This is a genomic window from Kribbella sp. CCNWLW201 (assembly GCF_037203805.1).
Classification (GTDB): Bacteria; Actinomycetota; Actinomycetes; order Propionibacteriales; family Kribbellaceae; genus Kribbella.
On sequence record NZ_JBBCBQ010000007.1, the window covers coordinates 1 to 21,254 of the forward strand.

23 protein-coding genes are annotated in these 21,254 nt (G+C 67.8%); 13 read left to right on the top strand and 10 right to left on the bottom strand.

What is annotated here, in order from left to right:
- Complete coding sequence (locus V9K99_RS26355; protein WP_443137113.1) at positions 1–114, top strand: winged helix-turn-helix domain-containing protein; 114 nt, start codon at positions 1–3, stop codon at positions 112–114.
- On the top strand, positions 111–1,241 hold the full coding sequence (locus V9K99_RS26360) for a sensor histidine kinase (protein ID WP_337324161.1): 1,131 nt from the start codon (positions 111–113) through the stop codon (positions 1,239–1,241). The genes V9K99_RS26355 and V9K99_RS26360 overlap by 4 nt, the downstream gene beginning before the upstream one ends.
- On the opposite strand, the gene V9K99_RS26365 is transcribed toward V9K99_RS26360, so the two are convergent.
- The 4 genes from V9K99_RS26365 to V9K99_RS26380 are packed head-to-tail and all read right to left on the bottom strand — an operon-like array spanning position 1,227 to position 4,531.
- A complete protein-coding gene (locus tag V9K99_RS26365) occupies positions 1,227–2,252 on the bottom strand; it encodes an NAD-dependent epimerase/dehydratase family protein (RefSeq protein WP_337324160.1) in 1,026 nt (341 codons plus the stop codon). The two genes, V9K99_RS26360 and V9K99_RS26365, sit on opposite strands and share 15 nt — an antisense overlap.
- Complete coding sequence (locus V9K99_RS26370; protein ID WP_337324159.1) at positions 2,249–3,025, bottom strand: S-methyl-5'-thioadenosine phosphorylase; 777 nt, start codon at positions 3,023–3,025, stop codon at positions 2,249–2,251. The genes V9K99_RS26365 and V9K99_RS26370 overlap by 4 nt, the downstream gene beginning before the upstream one ends.
- A 10-nt stretch (positions 3,026–3,035) precedes the next feature.
- Positions 3,036–3,458: a hypothetical protein gene (locus V9K99_RS26375; RefSeq protein ID WP_337324158.1), complete on the bottom strand. Its 423-nt coding sequence runs from the start codon at positions 3,456–3,458 to the stop codon at positions 3,036–3,038.
- Positions 3,455–4,531, bottom strand: coding sequence for a molybdopterin-dependent oxidoreductase (locus V9K99_RS26380; RefSeq protein WP_337324157.1), 1,077 nt, complete (start codon positions 4,529–4,531; stop codon positions 3,455–3,457). The genes V9K99_RS26375 and V9K99_RS26380 overlap by 4 nt, the downstream gene beginning before the upstream one ends.
- Before the next feature lie 201 nt (positions 4,532–4,732).
- Here V9K99_RS26380 and V9K99_RS26385 point away from each other — a divergent pair, with 201 nt between their 5' ends.
- From V9K99_RS26385 to V9K99_RS26400, 4 genes are read left to right on the top strand one after another with little or no spacing between them, the layout of a single operon-like run.
- The gene (locus V9K99_RS26385; RefSeq protein WP_337324156.1) at positions 4,733–5,437 is read left to right on the top strand and encodes a flavodoxin family protein; all 705 of its coding nucleotides are present in this window, start codon (positions 4,733–4,735) and stop codon (positions 5,435–5,437) included.
- 23 nt (positions 5,438–5,460) lie between these two features.
- Positions 5,461–6,099, top strand: a complete 639-nt coding sequence (locus tag V9K99_RS26390) for an RNA polymerase sigma factor (RefSeq protein WP_337324155.1) — start codon at positions 5,461–5,463, stop codon at positions 6,097–6,099.
- Entirely contained in the window at positions 6,096–6,326 is a 231-nt protein-coding gene (locus tag V9K99_RS26395) for an anti-sigma factor family protein (protein WP_337324154.1), read from the top strand. The genes V9K99_RS26390 and V9K99_RS26395 overlap by 4 nt, the downstream gene beginning before the upstream one ends.
- A gap of 38 nt (positions 6,327–6,364) precedes the next feature.
- Entirely contained in the window at positions 6,365–7,564 is a 1,200-nt protein-coding gene (locus V9K99_RS26400) for a cation:proton antiporter (RefSeq protein WP_337324153.1), read from the top strand.
- 30 nt (positions 7,565–7,594) lie between these two features.
- Here the strand turns inward: V9K99_RS26400 and V9K99_RS26405 are convergent, their stop codons facing one another.
- Positions 7,595–8,614, bottom strand: a complete 1,020-nt coding sequence (locus V9K99_RS26405; RefSeq protein ID WP_337324152.1) for an AraC family transcriptional regulator — start codon at positions 8,612–8,614, stop codon at positions 7,595–7,597.
- 64 nt (positions 8,615–8,678) lie between these two features.
- Here V9K99_RS26405 and V9K99_RS26410 point away from each other — a divergent pair, with 64 nt between their 5' ends.
- Positions 8,679–8,933 carry a DUF4242 domain-containing protein gene (locus tag V9K99_RS26410; RefSeq protein ID WP_337324151.1) on the top strand — a complete coding sequence of 85 codons (255 nt, stop codon included), beginning with the start codon at positions 8,679–8,681 and terminating at the stop codon, positions 8,931–8,933.
- Positions 8,934–9,098: 165 nt separating this feature from the next.
- On the opposite strand, the gene V9K99_RS26415 is transcribed toward V9K99_RS26410, so the two are convergent.
- Positions 9,099–9,308 (bottom strand): hypothetical protein, encoded by a 210-nt coding sequence (locus V9K99_RS26415; protein WP_337324150.1) that lies wholly within the window; start codon positions 9,306–9,308, stop codon positions 9,099–9,101.
- A gap of 191 nt (positions 9,309–9,499) precedes the next feature.
- On the opposite strand from V9K99_RS26415, the gene V9K99_RS26420 reads away from it, so the two are divergent.
- From V9K99_RS26420 to V9K99_RS26430, 3 genes are read left to right on the top strand one after another with little or no spacing between them, the layout of a single operon-like run.
- Positions 9,500–9,670: a hypothetical protein gene (locus V9K99_RS26420; RefSeq protein ID WP_337324149.1), complete on the top strand. Its 171-nt coding sequence runs from the start codon at positions 9,500–9,502 to the stop codon at positions 9,668–9,670.
- A gap of 33 nt (positions 9,671–9,703) precedes the next feature.
- Positions 9,704–10,915, top strand: a complete 1,212-nt coding sequence (locus tag V9K99_RS26425) for a NosD domain-containing protein (RefSeq protein ID WP_337324148.1) — start codon at positions 9,704–9,706, stop codon at positions 10,913–10,915.
- The gene (locus V9K99_RS26430; protein WP_337324147.1) at positions 10,912–13,161 is read left to right on the top strand and encodes a ricin-type beta-trefoil lectin domain protein; all 2,250 of its coding nucleotides are present in this window, start codon (positions 10,912–10,914) and stop codon (positions 13,159–13,161) included. The genes V9K99_RS26425 and V9K99_RS26430 overlap by 4 nt, the downstream gene beginning before the upstream one ends.
- Before the next feature lie 174 nt (positions 13,162–13,335).
- Here V9K99_RS26430 and V9K99_RS26435 read toward each other — a convergent pair whose 3' ends face one another.
- A complete protein-coding gene (locus V9K99_RS26435) occupies positions 13,336–13,812 on the bottom strand; it encodes a ribonuclease H family protein (RefSeq protein WP_337324146.1) in 477 nt (158 codons plus the stop codon).
- 171 nt (positions 13,813–13,983) lie between these two features.
- On the opposite strand from V9K99_RS26435, the gene leuS reads away from it, so the two are divergent.
- Positions 13,984–16,914 (top strand): leucine--tRNA ligase, encoded by a 2,931-nt coding sequence (leuS, locus tag V9K99_RS26440; protein WP_337324145.1) that lies wholly within the window; start codon positions 13,984–13,986, stop codon positions 16,912–16,914.
- 56 nt (positions 16,915–16,970) lie between these two features.
- Here leuS and V9K99_RS26445 read toward each other — a convergent pair whose 3' ends face one another.
- Positions 16,971–17,843, bottom strand: coding sequence for an alpha/beta fold hydrolase (locus tag V9K99_RS26445; RefSeq protein WP_337324144.1), 873 nt, complete (start codon positions 17,841–17,843; stop codon positions 16,971–16,973).
- A gap of 391 nt (positions 17,844–18,234) precedes the next feature.
- Between V9K99_RS26445 and V9K99_RS26450 the strand changes: the two genes are divergently transcribed.
- Positions 18,235–18,381 carry a hypothetical protein gene (locus V9K99_RS26450; protein ID WP_337324143.1) on the top strand — a complete coding sequence of 49 codons (147 nt, stop codon included), beginning with the start codon at positions 18,235–18,237 and terminating at the stop codon, positions 18,379–18,381.
- A 332-nt stretch (positions 18,382–18,713) separates the two neighbouring features.
- Complete coding sequence (locus V9K99_RS26455) at positions 18,714–19,670, top strand: NAD(P)-dependent alcohol dehydrogenase (protein ID WP_337324142.1); 957 nt, start codon at positions 18,714–18,716, stop codon at positions 19,668–19,670.
- Between the two features lie 12 nt (positions 19,671–19,682).
- On the opposite strand, the gene V9K99_RS26460 is transcribed toward V9K99_RS26455, so the two are convergent.
- Together V9K99_RS26460 and V9K99_RS26465 are read right to left on the bottom strand one after the other, a co-directional pair.
- Positions 19,683–20,648 (bottom strand): hypothetical protein, encoded by a 966-nt coding sequence (locus V9K99_RS26460; protein ID WP_337324141.1) that lies wholly within the window; start codon positions 20,646–20,648, stop codon positions 19,683–19,685.
- An 85-nt stretch (positions 20,649–20,733) separates the two neighbouring features.
- The gene (locus V9K99_RS26465; protein WP_337324140.1) at positions 20,734–21,108 is read right to left on the bottom strand and encodes an alpha-isopropylmalate synthase regulatory domain-containing protein; all 375 of its coding nucleotides are present in this window, start codon (positions 21,106–21,108) and stop codon (positions 20,734–20,736) included.
- Between the last annotated feature and the right edge of the window lie 146 nt (positions 21,109–21,254).

The window sequence follows — 21,254 nt, forward strand, 5'->3', positions numbered from 1 at the left end:
GTGACGGTTCACGTCCGGCGGTTGCGGGAGAAGATCGAGGCCGACCCCTCCGATCCCCGGTTGGTGCTCACGGTGCCACGCACCGGCTATCGCTTCGTGAGTGAGGCCGGATGAACCGCGACACCGTCACGATCCTCGGGCTGACGGCGCTCTGGACACTGATCGTCGCCGCAGTGGGCGCATCGGTGCTCTGGAAGTTCCGGCGCCGGTCCTTGCGGATCACCATGATCGTTGTCGCCCTCGTGCCGATGGCTGCCGCGTTGTCCGCCGTACTGCAGAGTGTGCGGGCGATGTTCATCTCCGAACACGACTCGTGGGTCGTGCTCTGGACGCTGGCGTTCGCGGCACTGCTCGGACTGGCCATGTCGGTGCTGCTCGCACACTGGATCACCACCGGCTCACGTGCCGTGGAACGACGGTTGCGCCTTCTCGGTACGTCGTACGAACCGGTCGCCGACCATGACACGCGCAACGGGCCGGCTGAGCTGACCGCGCTGACGATCGAGCTGGAGCAGACCCGGCAACGCCTGGCCGCGTCTCGCGAGCGCGAGCGCGCGCTCGAGGCCAGTCGCCGCGAACTGGTCGCGTTCCTGTCCCATGACCTGCGCACGCCGCTGGCCGGGCTGCGGGCCTTGTCCGAAGGACTGGAAGACGGCGTGATCGACGACGCACCGGGAGCCCTGCGGCAAATGCGGACCACCGTGGACCGGATGACCGGCCTGGTGGACGATCTCTTCGAGTTGTCCCGACTGGCCGGGGCTCCGCCGCCACGCCGCCGTACCGCGGTCAGCCTGCGTGAACTAGCCGACGACGTCGTCGGCGAGACCTGCGAGCACGCCCGCGCCGAGGGCGTCACGCTGTCGGTCTCGACCCCGGGCGACGAAGACCGGCTGGCAGTCCATGGCGACGCAGACGAGCTGACGCGGGCGGTGACGAACCTGGTCGACAACGCCATCCGGCACACCGAACCAGGCGGGGCCGTCCGCCTGTCCGTCGACCGCGAGACCGACGGCCGGATCCGGATCGCGGTGACGGACGGCTGCGGCGGGATCCCGGACCACGACCTGGACCGGGTCTTCGACGTCGGCTGGCGCGGCGACACGCAGCGAACACCGGTAGGTGGTGGCGGGGGTCTGGGGCTGGCGATCGCCCGTGGGGTGGTCGAGTCTCATCACGGCAACATCGCCGTCGCCAGCGTCCCCGGCGGCTGCACCTTCGAGATCGACCTACCCGCGAGCTGACCCGACCAGATCGGCGACGCCTTCGGCCAGGTCGTACGCCGGTTTCCAGCCCAGCTCGGCCTTGATCCGGTCGGAGGTCGCCGTGATGTGCCGGACGTCGCCGAGGCGGTACCGACCGGTGATCACCGGCGCAGGTCCGCCGTACACGCGGGACAGCTCGGTGGCCATCTCGGCGATGGTGTGGACGGTACCGCTGCCGACGTTGTACGCCGCGAACTGCGGATGGTCGGCCTGCGCGGCCAACGCCACCGCCGAGGCGATGTCCTGAACGTGGACGAAGTCGCGGCGCTGGCGGCCGTCCTCGAAGACCTGCGGAGCGTCACCGCGCTCGAGACTCGAACGGAACAACGCCGCCACCCCCGCGTACGGCGTATCGCGTGGCATCCCTGGCCCGTACACGTTGTGGAACCGCAGCGCGGCAACCCGGCCGCCCGTTTCCCGTGCCCAGGCGGCGGCCAGGTGTTCCCCGGTCAGCTTGGATGCCGCGTACGCGTTGCGTGGATCGAGCCGTGCATCCTCGTCGACCAGGCCCGGCCGCAGGAACTGCCCGCAGAACGGGCACGGCGGTTCGAAGTTGCCGTCCTCGAGATCCGGGATCCGCCGGGGTCCGGGCGCGACGACACCATGGCGTGCACACTCGTGGCGGCCCTCGCCGTACACCACCATCGAACTCGCGTAGACCAGATGATCGATCCCGGCGCGGCCCAGCTCCCGGAGCAGGACCGCGGTGCCCAGGCTGTTGCTGCTCACGTAGTCGTCGATGTCGTCGAGATCGACGCCGAGCCCGACCTTCGCCGCGAGGTGGACCACCGCGTCCACACCGTCCAGCGCGGCGGCGAGCGCGTCGGCATCCCGTACATCGGCCACGATCAGGTTCTCCAGCACCGGCGGTACGGCGTGAACGTCGGGCCGGAGCGAGTCGAAAACGGCAACATCATGGCCGTCGGCAACGAGTTGGGCGTGCACGTGACGGCCGATGAAGCCGGCGCCGCCGGTGAGCAGAACCTTCACCGGGCAGTCCCATCCAGCGCATGACGGCAACTGCAGTCGACGTCCGGTTTGGGAAGCTGGGCGATCACGTCGGCGAGCAGGACCTTCAGACGCTCGATGCTGCGCCCGAACACTTCGAACACCTCGGCCTGGGTGACGCCCTCCCCCGCCGCCACCCCGGCGTCATGATCGGTGACCACCGCGACCGACGTGTAGCAGAGCCCCAACTCGCGCGCGATCGACGCCTCCGGGGCCCCGGTCATGCCGACCACGGACCAGCCCTGCGCGGCGTGCCACCGGGACTCGGCCCGGGTGGAGAACCGCGGACCGTTGATCACCACCATCGTGCCGTCGGGAACCACGTTGCCCATGGCAATTACCGTGGCCCGGCCGGTAGGACAGTACGGGTCGGCGGCCGCGGTGTGGACCACCGGAGCCGGCGGACCGTCGTACACCGTGTGCTCCCGGCCCCAGGTGCGATCGACGAGCTGATCGGGTACGACGAAGGTGCCGGGAACGAGCTCGGGACGCAACGATCCGACCGCGCACGGACCGAGGACCTGGCGAACACCGAGGGCGTGCAGCGCCCAGAGATTGGCCCGGTAGTTCACCCGATGCGGCGGGAAGCGATGGTCGGCGCCATGCCGCGGGATGAACGCGACCTGACGACCGCTCACCTCACCCACGACGGGCGCCTCGCTGGGCGGCCCGAACGGTGTCTCGACCGTCACCGGGCGCGCGTCTTGCAGGAAGGAGTAGAAGCCCGATCCACCGATCACACCGATGTCTGCCATGCCTCTGACCCTAGGAGCGCGCACTCCCCCGCGGACCCGATCCGGCCGATCCGTCAGCACGCCGTAATCGCACCACCAGTGCCACAAGGCCGACCAGCACGATCGTGGCCTCCAACATCAACCAGTCGCGCAGGTAGTCGCGGGGCAAGACGGTCGGATTGACCCCTCTGCCTTGGCGCAGCAGCAGCGGAATCGCGATCAGTGTGGTGATCCCGACGTACAGCAGCATCGTGCGGACGATCGACCTGCGGGTGAGCCAGCCGGCGGCGATCACCAGCGGGACCAGGACGAAGTCGTCCACCAGTACGACGCCACCCAGCCAGAGCGGCAACCGGATCAACGCATCCGTGCTCAGGCTGTCCAGCATCAGCCACAGCCCCCAGAGCCCGAAGGCGATTCCGCCCACGGCCAACGCCGTACGAGCCTTCGTCATGACAGGACCTCCAGCCGGTGGACCCATTTGGTCTGCAGGACACCAGGCCGGTTCGGCGCGATGATGCGGGCGGGGAACCCGTGGTCGAGGTCCAGCTCGCTGCCGTTCAGCCGGAGGGCGAGGAGAGTGAGCGGATCGGCGGCGAACTGCGGCGGGAGTTCGCTGGTCGCGTAGAACCCGTCCTGCTCCATCGAGACGACCCTGACGCGGGAGGAAGCCGGTGCCCCGCACAGTCTCAGCAGATCACGGATGCGAATGCCTTCCCACCGAGCACCCTGACTCCAACCCTCGACGCACGCGATCGGCAACTCGGACCGGCTCTGCGGCAGCGCACGCAACTCATCCAGCGAATACGTCAGTTGCTGAGGGCCCCTGATCGTGAATCGCCAGTCGGCACCGACGACGGTCACCCCGGCGTCCCTGGCGGTCCGGTTCACCGGCAGACCCTGCGGGCCGATCCCCGGCCGACGCGGCGCCAGTACGGCGATCGGCCCTAGCGCCGGCACCGACTGCCCGACCGACGCGATCCCGACCAGCGCTCCGGCACCGGCAACCGTTCGGAACAAGCCGCGCCGGCTCAGGCCCCCGGTTTCCGGGACGGGCGCACGAGCCTTGCTCCAGTGGGCCGCAATCAGCGGAAGCTTCACGGCCAGATGGACCAGCAGAGCACCGACGATGATCCAGGCGAGCGCGTAATGAGTCTGCCTGAACGGGAACGGCCACGGGTACCACTGGAGCGTGTTGACGAAGCCGATGAACAGTTCCAGCGCCAGCGCCGACACCAGCACCAGAATCGACAGCCGCTCGAGAATCATGCCCAAGGCCTGCCGACCCGGCGGCCACGGAGGCTTGGCGAACAACTTCGGATACACGGCCCACAACTTCGCCAGCAACAACGGAACCGCCACGGTCCCACTCAGCACATGCAGCCCTTGCGTCACCCGATACAACGACGCCGGCCGACTCGGGATGTAGAGCCAATCGGGTCCCGACTGCTGGAAGTGGCTGAACAGGCCGGTCAGGAAGCAGATCGTCACCGCGACACCGAGCCAACGGCCGATCACGGTCGCCACCCGCGGATGGCGCAACGGAGATGGGAAGGACCTCTCGGTCGGAAGTGCCGGCAGCTTCATGCTTCCATCACAACCCGGCCAACCGCCCTTGTGGAGCATCCGAACGCTTACCGCACACGAACGTCCATCTGCTTCCGTAACGCCTGGGCGCGGGCAGGCACTGATCCTTTCAGAAGCGTTTGAGCTGAAGGAGAATCCACGATGCCCGAGTACGACGACCTGCGCGCATTGTTCATCAACTGCACGCTGAAGCGGTCACCGGCGATCAGCAACACCGAGGGCCTAATCGAGGTCAGCCGGCGGATCATGGAGAAGCAGAGTGTCGAGGTCGAGGTGATCCGGGCCGTCGACCACGACATCGCCACCGGCGTCTGGCCGGACATGACCGAGCACGGCTGGGAGACCGACGCCTGGCCGGCCATCCAGGAGAAGGTGATGACCGCCGACATCCTGGTGATCGCGGGGCCGATCTGGCTGGGTGACAACAGTTCGGTGACCAAGCAGGTGATCGAACGGCTGTACGGCAACTCGTCGATTCTCAACGAGCACGGGCAGTACGCGTACTACGGTCGCGTCGGCGGCTGCCTGATCACCGGCAACGAGGACGGCGTCAAACACTGCGCGATGAACGTGCTCTACTCCCTGCAGCACCTCGGCTACACGATTCCACCGCAGGCGGACGCCGGGTGGATCGGTGAGGCCGGGCCAGGTCCGTCGTACCTGGACGAAGGTTCGGGCGGGCCGGACAACGACTTCACCAACCGCAACACCACCTTCATGACCTGGAACCTGTTGCACCTGGGCCGGATGCTGAAGGACGCCGGCGGCGTACCGGCGCACGGGAACCAGCGCTCGGAGTGGGACGCGGGCTGCCGATTCGACTTCGAGAACCCGGAGTACCGCTGACCGTCCTGTTGTACCGTCGGCGTGTGGGGGTGGTTCTGCCGTCGGACGACGTCCTCGTCGCCGGTCTGCGGGCCGGGGACGAGGAGGCCTTTGCCTGCCTGCTGAACGGCTGGTCGGGGTCGATGCTGCGGCTGGCCCGGTCGTTCGTGTCCACCGCCGCGAGCGCCGAAGAGGTGGTCCAGGACACCTGGCTGGCCGTGTTCCAGGGGATCGAGCGGTTCGAAGGACGGTCGTCGCTGCAGACCTGGGTCTACCGGATCCTGGTCAACATCGCCCGCAAACGCGGCAGCCGGGAGCAACGGACGGTGCCGTGGACCAGCCTCATCCCGGACGAGGGACCGACAGTCGATCCGAGCCGGTTCCGGGGCGCGGACGACCCGTACCCAGCGCATTGGGCCGCGTTCCCGGAGCGCTGGCCGAACACCGAGAGCGAAGTGCTCGCGCACGAGGTCCGGGCGACCGTGGCAGCAGCGATCGAGAACCTGCCGCCCCGGCAGCAGGTCGTCCTGACCCTGCGGGACATCGACGGGCACAGGGCAGAGGATGTGTGTGCCTTGCTTGACATCTCGATGGCCAACCAGCGGGTCCTGCTGCACCGAGCCCGGGCAGCGGTCCGCGGCCACCTCGAGCGCTACTTCGCCACGAGTGGAGTCGAGACATGACGTGCGCCGAGCTGGTCGAACTCGTCACCGCCTTCCTCGACGGGGCCCTCGATCCCGAGACCGAACAGCGTTTCGTCGAGCACCTCGCGAGCTGCGACGGCTGCCAGACGTACGTCGACCAGATGCGCCGCACCATCGCCGAGGTCGGCCAGGTGGAGCCCGAGAGTCTCTCCGAGCAGACTCGCGACCGCCTGCTGGAAGCCTTCCGCACCTTCCCCCGCGACTGAGTCTGTAACGCTGACGCTGCCTGCGGCACAGAACCTTCATGCCGGACGTCGAATTCACCAACCTGTTCGCGGTCGCGTTGATCGCCCTGCTCGCACCACTCCTGCTCGGATTGGCGCCGTGGCTTCGGGTTCCGGCCGTGGTCCTCGAGATCGTGGCCGGCATCGTGGTCGGGCCACACGGCCTCGGGCTGGTCGAAGTGGACGAGCCGCTACAGATCGTGGCCCTGCTCGGTCTCGGGTTCCTGCTCTTCCTGGCCGGCCTGGAGATCGACGTCCATCGGCTCCGCGGCCAGATCCTTCGACTTGCGGTGCTCGGCTATCTGGTGACGTTGACATTGGGTACGGCGGCGGGCCTTGGCTTCTCGGCGGCCGGCTGGGTGCAGAGCCCGCTGCTGTTGGCCGTCGCGCTGTCCGCGACCTCACTCGGCCTGGTCGTACCGGTGCTCAAGGACGCGGGCAAGGCCGAGGGCCCGGTCGGCCAGTTCACCATCGCCGCGGCCTCGGTCGCCGACTTCGCCGCCGTACTGGTGCTGTCGCTCGTGTTCTCGACCGAAGGCGGGAGCACCGGCGAGAGGCTCATCATGGTCGGACTGTTCGCCGTCCTCGTGGTCGTCACCGGCGTCGTGGTCGCGACCGCCGGACGTTCCCAGCGGATCGGCACTGTACTGGTGCGGCTGCAGGACACCACGGCCGAGATCAGGGTCCGGGCGGCCGTCGTGCTGCTCGTCGCCTTCGTCGCCCTGGCGGAGCAGTTCGGGCTCGAGACGATCCTGGGCGCTTTCCTGGCCGGCGCGGTCGTCGGGCTGGTGGACCGCGACGCCAGCTCGCATCCTCGCTTCCGGATCAAGTTGGAAGCCCTCGGTTACGGCTTCCTGATCCCGGTGTTCTTCGTGACCAGCGGGTTGAGGCTCGACCTCAGTGGGCTCCTCGACGATCCGGCGGCGCTCGCCCGGGTCCCCCTGTTCCTGCTCGCGCTGCTCGTCGTCCGCGGCGTGCCGGCGCTGCTGTCGATCCGGACGCTGGGTCGCCGCTCATCCGCGGCCGTAGGTCTCCTGCAGGCGACGTCCCTGCCATTCATCGTCACCGCGACCCAGATCGGCGTGCTGACCGGACTGATGGCACCGATCACCGCCGCCGCCCTGGTCTGTGCCGGACTCCTGTCCGTCCTGGTCTTCCCAGCGATCGCGCTCGTCCTGCTCAGACAGGACGAGCGCATCCCTGGCGCTGTTCGCCGCTGAGGGTGGCGTCTGGACTGGGCGGCGATTCGATCAGTTGGGGGTGCGGCTGAGGTGAGCGGTGCGCCAGATGCTCGGCGCCTCGCCTGTCTCGCGCTTGAACGCGCGGCTGAACGCTTCCTCGGACTCATAGCCGACCCGCCGCGCCACTGCTGCGACGCCGAGATCGCTCGACCGCAGCAGATCGGTCGCGAGGTGCATGCGCCAGCCGGTGAGGTAGCGGATGGGCGCCAGGCCCAGGACCGAGCGGAACCGCTCGTCGAGGAGCGAGATGGAGACACCCGCGTCCCGGGCGAGATCCAGCAGAGTCCACTTCCGTTCCGGTGAGGCGTGCATGGCGGCGAGCGCCGGCGACAGTACCGGGTCACGCAACGCCCGCAGCCAGCCGGTTTCCATGGCCGGCGAGTCGGCCAGGTGGAGTCGCAGTACCTCTGCCAGCAGCAGTTCCGGGATGCGCGTCGGAGCCTCGAAGTGATCGGGGCGAATCAGCGCCGTCTGCTGCACCGCGTAGTCGATGCTCGCGCGCACCCAGGGCCGCGCCGCACCGTCCGGGCGGACGACGAACACGGGTGGCAGGGCGCGCATCCGTGGGTCGAACAGCGGATCGTCACAGGCGAGGTAGCCGCAGACCAGGTGCGTTTCCGCACCGCCGGCGCCGTGATGGATGACCGGCATCCGCTCCCACGGTGGCGGCTCGATCAGGGTGGACACGGCGACACACACGGCCGGCTCGGTGCCACCCATGCGGTGGCTGTCGCCGTACGGGAGGACGATGACATCGCCCGCGGAGGCCCAGTGCCGCTCACCCTCGACGGTCTCGATCCAAGCTCGACCCGTCGCGACGACGTGGAACAGGATCACCCGGCGGGCGTGTGGGGCCAGCACGGCCGTTGCGTCCTGGGGCGGAAGCGATTCGTAGGCCCAGGGCTCGGTGTACTCGCCACGAAGGAAGATCGCGCCCTCGAGGTGGAGCCTCGACAGAGCCCGCGAAAGGGTGGCTTCTCGGTCAGCGAGAGCGGCGGAACGATCATGGTGCGCACCCCGGTCGGCCATGACACTGATCATGACACAGCGTGAGCTGGACCAGTCCAGCTCAGAGATTTGGGAGGGAACTGACATGGCCCTTTTCATGGACGTACATCAAAGTCTGCCTGCGGGCGCGACGGTCAAGGACGTCGCCGACGCCCACCTTGCCGACCTGAAGACGCAGGACGAATACGGCGTGAAGTACCTGCGCTACTGGGCGGACGAGAAGGACGGCAAGGTGTTCTGCCTCGTCGAGGCACCCGACGCCGAGTCTGCGATCACAGTTCACCGGGAGGCGCATGGCCTCGTCGCGGACGAGATCTATCCGGTCGTCGAAGGAAGCTGACAGATCACGCTGCGTAATCCCGTCAGAATCGCCGCGCGACCCATCAGGCGCTGGGCAGTGCCTCCGGAGGCGGTGCACTTGGTGGACCGCCTCCGGACGCTTCCCGCCGGTAAGGCCTGATAGTTGCTTGGCGCAACTTTGGTCGCCGGTGCAAGCCTTCGATGGCTATCCGGCTCGGTAGAGGGAACCGCCGCCGGAGATCGCGACCGTGGCGGGCTTGCCATCGACGTTGAGGTTGATGATGAACGTCGTACCGGACTGCCGGACGCTGTAGGTGACCGAGCCGGTGGCACGCAGAACGTCACGATCGAAGAGCTCCAGCCCAGCACACTCATCAACCTGGCCAGAAGCTGAAAGTACGGCGCTGACGCTCACGACCCGCGAGCCCGGTGCGACCGGGGACCTGCTCGGACTCCGCTGGCCGGTTGGTCAACGCCAAACTTCTGCCAAACAGCTGCCAAGACGTTTGGCATCGGACACGATCTTGCCGCCGCCTGGCCGCGGTCCTACCTTCGGATCAATTCCGCTCTGCCAAAACCTTTTGGCAATCTCGAGAAGGAGCCGCCGTGAACTCCTCCACCCCTCCGGACGCACGCCTGTCTCGCCGGGTCTTCCTGGCAGCCGCGGTCGCCGTGAGTGCTGCGGGCTACCTCCAGCTGCCGAGTACGCCGGCGGCTGCGGCCGTCACCGCGGACCTGGCGCCGCGACCGCACAACACGCTCCTCGGCGTGCTCTGACCCACCGCAGCTCACACTACGAAAGAGAAGACGATGCCCTCCACGATCTACGACGTCACCACCTGGACCATCCCCAGCAGCCCATCGACCACCGCCTACACCGACATCGGCGCAATCGTGAACAGCATCATCGCCGACATCAAGACGAACCAGCCGACACAGGCCTCGAAGCCCGGAGCGGTCATCTACATCCCACCCGGCGACTACTCGCTCAAGACGCGGATCGTCATCGACATCAGCTACCTGCAGCTCAAGGGATCCGGACACGGCTTCACGTCGTCGAGCATCCGCTACAACGCCGGCAACACCTCCGGCTGGCACGAGATCTGGCCGGGCGGCAGCCGGATCCGGGTCGAGAACACCGACGGGAACGCCGAGGCCATCCTGATCAGCCGCAGCGGCGACCCCCGGCTCAGCTCGATCGAACTGCTGGACTTCTGTCTGGACGGCGTCTCGTTCACCCCGCACCAGAACAGCTACCTCAACGGCAAGATCGGGATCCGCTCGACCACCGCCACCGACTCGCTGCGGATCACCGGGATGGGCCTGGTCTACCTGCAGCGCGGGATCGTGATCACCGACGCCGACGCACTGCACATCCAGGGCAACTTCGTCTGCGAGAACGGCAGCTGCATCGAGCTCGTCGGCTCCGGGCAGGCCAGCATGGTCAACGACAACCTGATCGGCGCCGGCTATGTCGGCTTCACGATCTTCGCCGAGAACCACTTCGGCCTGATCGTCTCCGGGAACAACATCTTCCCCCGGGGCAAGAGTTCGGTGCACCTGAAGAACTGCACGAACAACACGATCAGCGCGAACCGCCTGCACGCCTTCTATTCGGGGATGATCCAGTTCGAAGGTGCCTGCCACAACAACCTGATCGGGTCGAACCACTTCCTCCGCAACCTCGAATCGTTCCCGGCGATGACCGGCTACAACAACGGGCTCGACGATCTCTTCGGGCTGGTACAGCTCAACGGGAGCGGCAACACCGTGGTCGGCAATCACTTCTCGTTCGACGTCCCGCCCGCGAACATCACGCCGTCCGGAGCGACCCCGACGATGGTCCTGGTGAAGTCGGGGAGCAACAACTACGTCGCAACCAATCACACGGCCGCGAACGTCGCCGTACGCACCGTCGTACTCGACGGATCGACGGTCAACACGAAGGTCCTCGACTGCGGCACGGCCGCGGAGTTCCAGGCGCTGAGCGGAGCGACGTACGGGTTCCGGGCCACGCCATGACCCGGGTCGCGTCGTTCCTGGCCTGGGTCATGGCACTCACCTGTCTCACGGCGGTCCCGGCCGCCGTGGCCGGCTCGCCCTCGGACTATCCGGAGTACCCGTACGCCGCCACCGACTACACCGAGCCGTTCCGCGGTCAGTTCCACTTCAGCCCGCAGAACGGATTCATGAACGACATCAACGCTCCGCTGTACTACCGCGGCGTGTACCACCTGTTCTTCCAGCACAATCCCCACGGGCTCGGCTGGGACGCGGCGGTGCACTGGGGACACGCGACGAGCACGGACCTGGTGCATTGGACGCAGCAACCGATCTCCCTCGAACCGGGTGTGCAGAGCGGCAATCTCTGGTCGGGATCGGGCTGGGTCGACGTGAACAACGTGACCGGCCTGAAGGTCGGGTCCGACGACCCGATCCTGTTGTTCACCAACACCGAGGGCGTCAGCATCGCGTACTCGACCGACGGGGCGAAGACCTTCCAGATGTACGACGGCGGCGCGAAGGTCATCACCGATCCGGTCGAGAGCCGCGACCCCAAGGTGCAGTGGGATCCGCAGCACAACCGCTGGGTACTCGTCACGTTCCGGGCCGGGACCGGCGCCGCCTTCTACACCTCGACGAATCTGCTCGACTGGACCTATCGCGGCGCCTACTCGGCCACCTGGTTCGCCGAATGTCCCGACCTCTACCAACTGCCGGTCGACGGCAACTCCAACGCCCGGAAGTGGGTCCTGCAGGATGCCAGCGGCGAGTACGTCACCGGCTCACTCGACGCGAGCGGACTGTTCGTCGCCGACTGGGCGACCCCGCAGCGGATGGAATGGGGAGTCTCCGGAGCGGCTTTCCCCCCGTCCACCTGGTACGCGCCCCAGACCTTCAACCAGTTGCCGAACGGCCGCATCGTCCAACTGGGCTGGCAGCCGAGCAACGCCGGCGTGACCTGGACCGGCAATGCGTCCTTCCCGGTCGAGCTCGCCCTGAAGACCTATCCGGAGGGCATCCGCCTCACCCGCAATCCGGTCAGCGAGATCTCTACCATCCGGACGTCGACGCAGACCTGGGGAACGCGCACGATCACGACGGATCCGGCGACCGATCCGCTCAGCGGCATCTCGGCCGACACGTACGAGATCAGCGCACAGTTCGACCTGACCGGAGCCACCGCGTCAGAGTTCGGATTCCGCCTGCACGCGCGGTCGGACGGATCGAGCGATCGCACTGTCGCGTACGGCGTTGCGGCGCAGACCCTGTACGGCGCGCCGATGCCACCGATCTCGAACCGGGTCACGATCAGGCTCCTCGTGGACCGCGGGCAACTAGCGGTCTTCGGCAATGACGGCAAGACCGTCGTGAGCGACAACGCCGCCTTCGACTCCTCCCCCGCGAGCCTCGGGCTTCGCCTGTACGCCGTCGGTGGTGCGGTCACCCTCACCTCGCTCAGCTTCTCTCCCATCGGCTCGACCTGGACGCCCGGTCCGGCGGGCTCGGCTCCCGCCGGTGCCATCGCGTCGACCACGCGCCAGGACCTGTGCGTCGATCGTGATGTTGCCAGCGGCAACGTGCAGCTGTGGACCTGCCTGGCGAACTCCAACCAGACGTGGAGTCTCGACAGCTTCGGAGAGCTGAAAACAGGAGGCGTCTGCCTGGAGGTGCCGTCCGGCCAGACGGCGAACCTGACCTTGGTGCGCGTCTCGGCCTGCGCAGGCGGTGGCAACCAGAAGTGGCGCCAAGGCAACTTCGGCTCACTCGTCAACCAGGCCTCCGGGCGGTGCCTGGACCTGCCCGAGGCCGACTTCACCAACGGCCGCCGGCTGCAGATCTACGACTGCGTCGGAACCCGCAACCAGAGCTGGGTCGGCCCCGACTACACGGCCGCCACCGGAGCACTCACCTGGGGTACGACGTCGTCGTGCGCGGATCGTGATGTCGTGACGAACAAGGTGCAGATCTGGACCTGCACCGGTCTGGCCAACCAGACCTGGACCCTGAACGCCAACGGAACCTTCACCTCGGGCGGAACCTGCCTGCAACCCGCGTCGCCGGCGAACGGGGCCGGAGTGACGACAGCGCCGTGCACCGCCAACAACCCCGACCAGCAGTGGACGCGCTGGTCGAACGGACAACTGCGAAACGTCGCCGCGAACCGCTGTCTGGACCTCGACTCCGGCAACACCACCAACGGCCGCCAACTCATCATCTGGGACTGCGTAGGCGGCCCAAACCAAACCTGGACAGGCCCGTCCTAACCCACCCGAGCCCCCCGGGGTGGGCACCCACACCAGTGCCCACCCACCTCAACCACACCCTCCAACCGGCAACACGCCTTCCGAACCCCGTGCACGCGATCACGCACCCCGACGATCAGGAGCGCACCCGCGCCGGATCGTCACCACACAGGGGATGCCGCGTGTCTGTCGAGGTCAGTGTTGTGGGAAGCAGGCGGTGACGGCCAGGCCGTCTACGAAGTCGTTCATCTCGTGGCCGGAATGGCCCTTAACCCAGTGGAAGGCGACATCCCCGCGCTCGATCACCAGCGCCACCAGGGGTTCCCAGAGGTCCCTGTTGGCGACTGGCTTCTTTGCTGAGGTGAGCCAGCCGCGCTCGAGCCAACCTGTGTGCCACCCGTCGCGGAAGCAGTTGACGACGTACGTCGAATCCGACACGACCAGCAGCGGACCGTCGTTGGCCCGCACGGCCTCGAGGGCGGCACGGATCTCCATCCGCTGGTTCGTGGAGGCAGCCTCGTGACCAGCGGCGTACTCGGTCGTCGACAGCGCCCAGGCCCAGCCTCCAGGTCCCGGGTTGCCCGAGCAGGCACCGTCGGTGAACACCGAGCGCGCGCCGACGGGGACGGTCATGTCGGCCGGACGAGGACGGCGGGCGCGGGCTGGAGGCATCAGAGCGGAAACACTACCCCGCCGGCGCATCCTCAGACGCACAGCCCCGAAGACGGCGTACCGCGCCGGACAACACGATCTCGACGGGTTCGTCGTACCTCGGGAGAAGCGCCGCAGTGACGGGACTTCGTACGCTCTTTCGTATCCGCACAGGACCGAGGAGCGACGACGATGAGCGAAGCAGTCGACGGGACCACGGAGACACCGACGGCCGGTGTCCCTTCGCACCGCTACACCGCGGCGCTCGCCAAGCGGATCGAGACCGCCTGGCAGGAGCGGTGGGAGCGCGGGGGCACTTTCCATGCCTCCAATCCGACCGGCCCGCTGTCCGACGGCTTCGACGAGGTCGCCGGCCGGCCGCGCCGCTACGTGCTGGACATGTTCCCGTACCCGAGCGGCGATGGGCTGCACGTCGGCCACCCGCTGGGCTACATCGGTACCGACGTCTACGCCCGCTACCTGCGGATGTCCGGGGCCAACGTGCTGCACACGATGGGCTTCGACGCGTTCGGCCTGCCTGCTGAGCAGTACGCGGTAGAGACCGGGCAACACCCCCGAGACACCACCGAGGCCAACATCCGGACCTACCGGCGACAGTTGCGCCGGCTCGGCCTGGGCCACGACCTGCGCCGCAGCGTCGTGACCACGGACGTCGACTTCTACCGCTGGACCCAATGGATCTTCCTGCGGATCTTCGACGCCTGGTACGACGCCGCCGCGGGAAAGGCCCGCCCGGTCGCCGAGCTCTGGACCGACTTGGACGCCCGGGTCCGGGAGCCGGCCCAGGGCACCAACCCGTTCGGCCGGCCGTGGCCCGAGCTGTCCACAGTCGAGCGCCGGCAGGTGGTGGACGCACACCGGCTGGCGTATCGGTCGGATGCGGTCGTCAACTGGTGCCCCGGCCTGGGCACCGTGCTGGCCAACGAGGAGATCACCCCCGACGGCCGTAGCGAGCGCGGCAACTTCCAGGTCTACCGGCGGCCGCTGACTCAATGGATGCTGCGGATCACCGCGTTCGCGGACCGGCTGATCGACGACCTGGACTCCGTCGACTGGCCGGAGTCGGTGGCGCAGATGCAGCGCAACTGGATCGGCCGGTCCAGTGGCGCGCGGGTCCGCTTCGGCTCGCCCGGTGGCGACATCGAGGTCTTCACCACTCGGCCGGACACACTGTTCGGTGCCACCTACTTGGTTCTGGCCCCGGAGCACCCGCTGGTGGACGGGGTCACGGCAGAGCGGTGGCCGGACGACGTACGTCCGGAGTGGACCGGTGGCGCCGCGACGCCGGGCGAGGCCGTAGCGGAATACCGTACGGCGGCCTCGCAGCGCTCCGAGGTGGAGCGGCAGACCGAGGGCCGGGACAAGACCGGCGTCTTCACCGGGTCATCCGCGCTGAACCCGGTCAACGGTCAGCTAGTGCCGATCTTCGTCGCTGACTATGTGCTGATGGCGTACGGCAGCGGCGCGATCATGGCGGTGCCCGCGCACGACCAGCGGGACTTGGAGTTCGCGCAGAAGTTCCACCTGCCCGTCGTCAAGGTGGTGGAGCCGCCGACCGAGTGGGCTGAGCGGCACCGGATCGGCCGGCACACCCCGTCGGCCGAGTGGCCGGAGGCGTATGCCGGCGACGGTGCCCTGGTTGCCTCTGCGAACGCCGGCGTCTCGCTGAACGGACTGGATCAGGACGAGGCGAAGGCCCGGATCACGGCCTGGCTGCGGGTGCAGGGCCGTGGCGAAGCGGCGATCACTTACAAGCTGCGGGACTGGCTGTTCAGCCGCCAGCGGTACTGGGGCGAGCCGTTCCCGATCGTGTACGACGAGCACGGGTTGCCGGTGCCGCTGCCAGAGTCGATGCTGCCGCTCGAGCTGCCTGAGATGACGGACTTCTCGCCGCGTACGTACGACGGCCCGGACGCGGCCGACTCAGAGCCGGAGCCGCCGCTGTCCCGGCTGGCGGACTGGGTCGAGGTCGAGCTGGACCTGGGCGACGGGCTGAAGACGTATCACCGCGAAACCAACACGATGCCGCAGTGGGCCGGTTCCTGCTGGTACGAGATCCGCTACCTGGACCCGGCCAACCACGACCGCTTCGTCGACCCCGAGGTCGAGCGGTACTGGATGGGGCCGAACGCCGAGAACCCGGCCGGCGGCGTCGATCTGTACGTCGGGGGTGTCGAGCACGCCGTACTGCACCTGCTGTACGCGCGGTTCTGGCAGAAGGTGCTGTACGACTTGGGGCATGTGTCGGCGTCCGAGCCTTTCGCCCGGCTGTTGAACCAGGGCTACATCCAGGCCGCCGCGTACGTCGACGAGCGCGGCTTCTACGTGCCGGCGGCGCAGGTCACCGAGGTCGACGGCAGCTTCACCTACTTGGGCCGGCCGGTCACCCGCGAGTTCGGCAAGATGGGAAAGAGCCTGAAGAACTCCGTCGCCCCGGATGAGATGTACGCCCAGTACGGCGCGGACACGCTGCGGCTGTACGAGATGTTCACCGGGCCGCTGGAACAGTCCCGGCCGTGGGACAACAAGGCGGTCATCGGCGTCTACCGGCTACTGCAGCGGGTCTGGCGCAACGTCGTCGACGAGGAGGCCGGTACGCCGCGGGTCTCTTCGGACGCGGCCGACGAGGAGACGCGGCGGCAGCTGCACCGGACCATCGCGGCCGTGCGCGAGGGGATGGAAGGGCTCCGCTTCAACACCGCGATCGCCCGCATCACCGAGCTCAACAACCACCTGACCGCGCGATGGGGCGCGGCCGGAGGAGCACCCCGAGAGGTCGTCGAGCCACTGCTGCTGATGCTGGCCCCCCTGGCGCCGCACGTCGCCGAGGAGCTCTGGTCGCGGCTGGGCCATGCAAAGTCGCTGGCGTGGGAGACCTTCCCGGTCGCCGACCCGACCCTGCTGACGACCGAGACGGTCGAGATCGCCGTACAGGTGAACGGCAAGGTACGGGCGACCGCCGTGGTGCCTGCCGATGCCGACAAGGCGAGCACCGAGGCACTGGTGCTGGCCGACGCGCAAGTGGTCCGCATGCTGGCCGGCGTCCAGGTCCAGCGGGTCATTGTGGTGCCCGGACGCCTCGTCAACATCGTCACCGAATAGCCGCGGCCGACCAGACTCCTCGACGTCGCGAAAGACCTGGACAAGAAGTTCCGCCGTCACTCGGTGTGGGCTGTCGCGGCCAGGAACTGCGTCAGGCTTCGGGTCAGGTCGACGGGTGCCTGCTCGGCGATGTGATGGGTGGACTTGATGCTGTGCCCTTCGACCTCGCGGCACCAAGCGCGCCAGACAGCGACCGGGTCTCCGTAGAGCTGTTCCATGTCATCGTCGGTCGACCACAGCACCAGCGTCGGGCACTCGATCCGGCGACCGGCCGCCCGATCCGCGGCGTCATTGCCGCGATCGACTCCGAGGCCGGCGCGATAGTCCTCCAGCATCGCGTGAACCGTCGCCGGATCACGAATCGCAGCCAGGAAGTCCGCGTGATTCTCGGGCCCGAGCGCCTGCGGCGTGTTCGTGGTCCAGGCGCCGTACCACGTCTCCGGATCGGCACAGATCACCCGCTCCGCCGGATTCTTCGACTGCGCGAAGAACCACCAATGCCACCACGCGGCAGCAAACTCGGCTCCACACCTCTCCAACGCCTCGATCACAGGCACGCTGTCCAGAACCGCCAGCCGCGACACTCGCCCGGGATGATCCAGCGCCGCTCGATAAGCGACGTACGACCCGCGATCGTGCCCCACAACGGCGAACCGCTGATGCCCCAGAAGCTCCATCAACCCGACAACGTCACCAGCCATCGCCCGCTTCGAGAACGGCGCATGGTCCACATCCGTCACCGGTTTCGCCGAACCGCCGTACCCGCGCAGATCCGGACACACCACACTGAACCCCGCCTCCACCAGCCGAGGAGCGACCGCATGCCACGTCGTATGCGTACGCGGATGACCATGCAACAACACCACCGCCGGACCGGACCCACCATGCCGCACCCGCAGCCGAATCCCCGCGACATCAACCTCATCCACAACAAATCCATCGAACATGCCCCCGCTGTACCCGCCGCGCATTCACGCTGCGCGGTCCGCCAGGTATGGCAACCTCGTGCTCTGAGGAACGGTCGCCGCACCGCTGATCGTGGCGTTGGACACGCGAAGCGGGCTCGCTAATGTGCGCGGGCGACCGGACAGCCCCGAGAGCATCCGTCCGGAGGGGGTCCGTGATCCCGAACATCGCGAGCGTGGTCGCCTTGTTGTCAGCAGACAGCAACGCCTACAAGATTTGGCTCCGCGATGCCGGCCGTGCTCGGGCTGGCCCTGCTGATCGGCCGGCTGATAACGCTCCTCCGCATCCACCGCCGCGACAAAGCCGCGCCCCACGCGTTCGGCGTGCAGAGGCCGAAGAACCGGGCCAAGGAGGTTGCGGTACGGCGGGTACGCGCACCCCAAGGGCGGCGACACCATCGTGCTCTTCATTGGCATCGAGCAGAAGAACTCCGACCCGGAGCAGGGCATCGAGGACTTTTCGCCGGTCTCGCGAAGAGCAGCGGTGAACAGCCTGGGTTGATGGAGTACCCGGCCGGTGACCTGGGTGGCGAAGTGCGCTGCGCCGCCGGGGCCGAGCTCCGCTGCGACTGGGCAGACCGGAGCACCTACGGAGCGATGACGGCAAACGACATCACCGAGGCGGAGCTCGCCGCGCTGCTGGTCAAAGATGCGTACCGACCTCGAGCAAGAGAAGTAACCAGCACGGTTTGCCTTGCGCATGCGTGCGCGTGTCGTCGGAGTCAACGTCTACAGGTGGGGCTGGACGACGGTAGCCTCCGCTGCGGGGGCCGGGGAATCGGTGATGACCCTCACGTTGCTGAATGGGATAGACGATCTGGTGAGGGGGTAGGCGTGAAGGCGGTTGTTTATGAGCGGTACGGGGGGCCCGAGGTGTTGCGGGTCGAGGACGTTCCGGTGCCCTCGCCCGCTGCAGGCCAGGTGCGGGTCAGGATCGTTGCCACGTCGGTCAACCTCAGCGACTGGGAGTGCCTGCGTGGATCGCCCGCCTATGCGCGGATCGGAGGCCTGCGTTCCCCCTCGCGGCGCACGCTTGGATCGGACATCGCCGGACTCGTCGACGAGGTGGGTGAGGGCGTGACCCGGTTCCTACCGGGCGATGAGGTGTACGGCGACAACCTTCTGCTGAAAGGTGGATTCGCCGAATACGCGATCGCGCCAGAGTCCGCGCTCGCTCACAAGCCCGCTCACCTCAGCTTCGCGGACGCATCGACGATCCCGCAGGCGGGCGCGATCGCCTTGCAGGGAACGAAATTGGCCGCCGCGGACCGCCGGATCCTGATCAACGGTGCCGGTGGAGGGTCGGGGTCGTTCGCGATCCAGCTCGCCAAAAGCCTGGGTGCTCACGTCACCGCTGTCGACAACAGCGCCAAACTCGACTTCATGCGGTCCGTCGGCGCGGACGACGTGATCGACTACCAGCGAGACGACTTCACCAAGACCGCCCGTCCATACGACCTGATTCTGGGCCTGGTCGCACACCGGTCGGTGTTCGCCTACCGGCGTGCCTTGGCGCCCGGCGGGACGTACCGCTGCGTGGGTGGATCGGTTCCGACGCTGCTACGCCTGCTGACGGCCGGCTGGCTGGTCGGCCGCTTCAGTGGACGCTCCATCGGGGTCCTGGCGATCAAGGAGGGGCCGACTCACTTCGAGCCGCTTGCCGACCTCTGCGCGACCGGCGAGGTCAAGATCCACATCCACCGTACCTATCCGCTCGCCGACGTCCCCGCCGCTCTCGCCGACGTCGGCGAGGGACGGGCCCTCGGCAAAGTAGTCGTCACCCTGTCCTGACACACCTGACGGCTATGACGAGGTGGGAGTCGCCGCGCTACCGGTCGGCTGCCACGCCGGCTGGCCGTCGAACCCGGGCGCCCGCGTCAAAGCCCGGCTGACACCGGTCTCGACATCAACCACGTAGACGTCCCACGAGCCCTCCGCGTCGGAGTAGTACGCGAGCGACCGGCCGTTCGGCGACCATCGGGGCCGTTCCTCCGACGCCGACTCGGCCACGACAGAACGCCACCCGGTCCCGTCCGCGGCCACGACCGCGATGTCGAAACCGGCATGCGTCACGACGTTGTACGCCAACTGCGAGCCGTCGAAGGTCCAGGACGGGTTGATACCGCGGACCGGCTGCGGTAGGAGCAGTTGTTCGACGCCGGTGTCCGGGTCGACCGCGCGGAGCTCTGGGGCGCCGCTGCGCGTGGTTGCGAAGCCGATCCGCGAGCCGTCCGGCGACCATTGCGGCTTGTCGTCCAGCCCGGGCGAGTTGACGAGCTGCCGGACGTTCGAACCGTCGACGTCCATCACGAAGATGTCCCAGTCGCCGTCCCTGTTGGAACTGAAGGCGAGTCGTCGTCCGTCCGGCGACCAACTCGGGTAGAAGTTCGCGGCCGCGTCGCGGGTGATCTGTTGCAACCCCGTGCCGTCCAGCGAGATCAGGTAGATGTCGCTCACGCTCGACGACCCCGCGTTGAACGCCAGCCGTCGCCCGTCCGCCGACCAGGCCGGGTGCGAGACCGGCGGCAGGTCCCCGGTCAGCCGCCGTACGTTCGAGCCGTCCGCCTGCATCAGGTAGAGCGCGTCGGTGCCCTCGCGATCGGAGACGAAGGCAATGAGCCCGCCCGCGTGCATGGTCGGCGACTGCGATGAACCCTGCGGCGACGGCCGGGGTTCGGGCGTCGACGTCGTACACCCGAGCGCCATGCACCCGAGGATCCCAACCAACAGCGCGCCGCTGAGCAGTCGCGGCCCGTGGACGGTCCGCACGACCTGAGCTTCGCGGTCGACACGACGGCCCGCCAAGAAGTGGCGCGCTTCCGTGGCCGAACCGTTGCGCTCGGGCCGGCAGACCTCAGCCTCGTGCCGGCCGCTTCGCGTTGTACTGGTTGAGGGCCGCGACGAAGGCAAGCCCGGCGGCCTCCACGACATCCGTGGACGACGCCCTGACCGCAACCCTGCGGCCCGGCAACTCCACCTCGAGCTCGACCTCTCCGACAGCCTCGCTGCCCGGGCCGACCGAGTACGCACGGAACGCGACTACCCGTGCCTCCACGCCGGTCGCCTGCGAGATCGAATGGCACACCGCGTCGACGAGCCCGGTGCCAGAACCCTCGGCGTGCACCGGTTCTCCAGCCCGGGAGAGGTTCACGTCGGCGTGCGGCCCGTCCTGCGTGCCCCCGGAGTACGTGATGGCGTCGAGCTGCCAGCCGGTGGATGGCTCGGTCATGAGATCCCCCTTGATGTCCAGCAAAGCCAGACTCGGTCCGGTCCTCGAAGCATATTGCTCCCAGCGTGGGACGGCGTTTGCCGAATCGCTGGACAGCGCTTGTACGACGGGACTACTGTCTCAGCTCGGTCAATTCTATTCACCGT

Bases quoted from the DNA above. Each gene is read 5' to 3' on its own strand.
- V9K99_RS26360 (WP_337324161.1), top strand. From the start codon at position 111: ATGAACCGCGACACCGTCACGATCCTCGGGCTGACGGCGCTCTGGACA.
- V9K99_RS26370 (WP_337324159.1), bottom strand. From the start codon at position 3,025: ATGGCAGACATCGGTGTGATCGGTGGATCGGGCTTCTACTCCTTCCTG.
- V9K99_RS26375 (WP_337324158.1), bottom strand. From the start codon at position 3,458: ATGACGAAGGCTCGTACGGCGTTGGCCGTGGGCGGAATCGCCTTCGGG.
- V9K99_RS26385 (WP_337324156.1), top strand. From the start codon at position 4,733: ATGCCCGAGTACGACGACCTGCGCGCATTGTTCATCAACTGCACGCTG.
- V9K99_RS26395 (WP_337324154.1), top strand. From the start codon at position 6,096: ATGACGTGCGCCGAGCTGGTCGAACTCGTCACCGCCTTCCTCGACGGG.
- V9K99_RS26400 (WP_337324153.1), top strand. From the start codon at position 6,365: ATGCCGGACGTCGAATTCACCAACCTGTTCGCGGTCGCGTTGATCGCC.
- V9K99_RS26405 (WP_337324152.1), bottom strand. From the start codon at position 8,614: ATGGCCGACCGGGGTGCGCACCATGATCGTTCCGCCGCTCTCGCTGAC.
- V9K99_RS26410 (WP_337324151.1), top strand. From the start codon at position 8,679: ATGGCCCTTTTCATGGACGTACATCAAAGTCTGCCTGCGGGCGCGACG.
- V9K99_RS26425 (WP_337324148.1), top strand. From the start codon at position 9,704: ATGCCCTCCACGATCTACGACGTCACCACCTGGACCATCCCCAGCAGC.
- V9K99_RS26430 (WP_337324147.1), top strand. From the start codon at position 10,912: ATGACCCGGGTCGCGTCGTTCCTGGCCTGGGTCATGGCACTCACCTGT.
- V9K99_RS26435 (WP_337324146.1), bottom strand. From the start codon at position 13,812: ATGCCTCCAGCCCGCGCCCGCCGTCCTCGTCCGGCCGACATGACCGTC.
- leuS (WP_337324145.1), top strand. From the start codon at position 13,984: ATGAGCGAAGCAGTCGACGGGACCACGGAGACACCGACGGCCGGTGTC.
- V9K99_RS26465 (WP_337324140.1), bottom strand. From the start codon at position 21,108: ATGACCGAGCCATCCACCGGCTGGCAGCTCGACGCCATCACGTACTCC.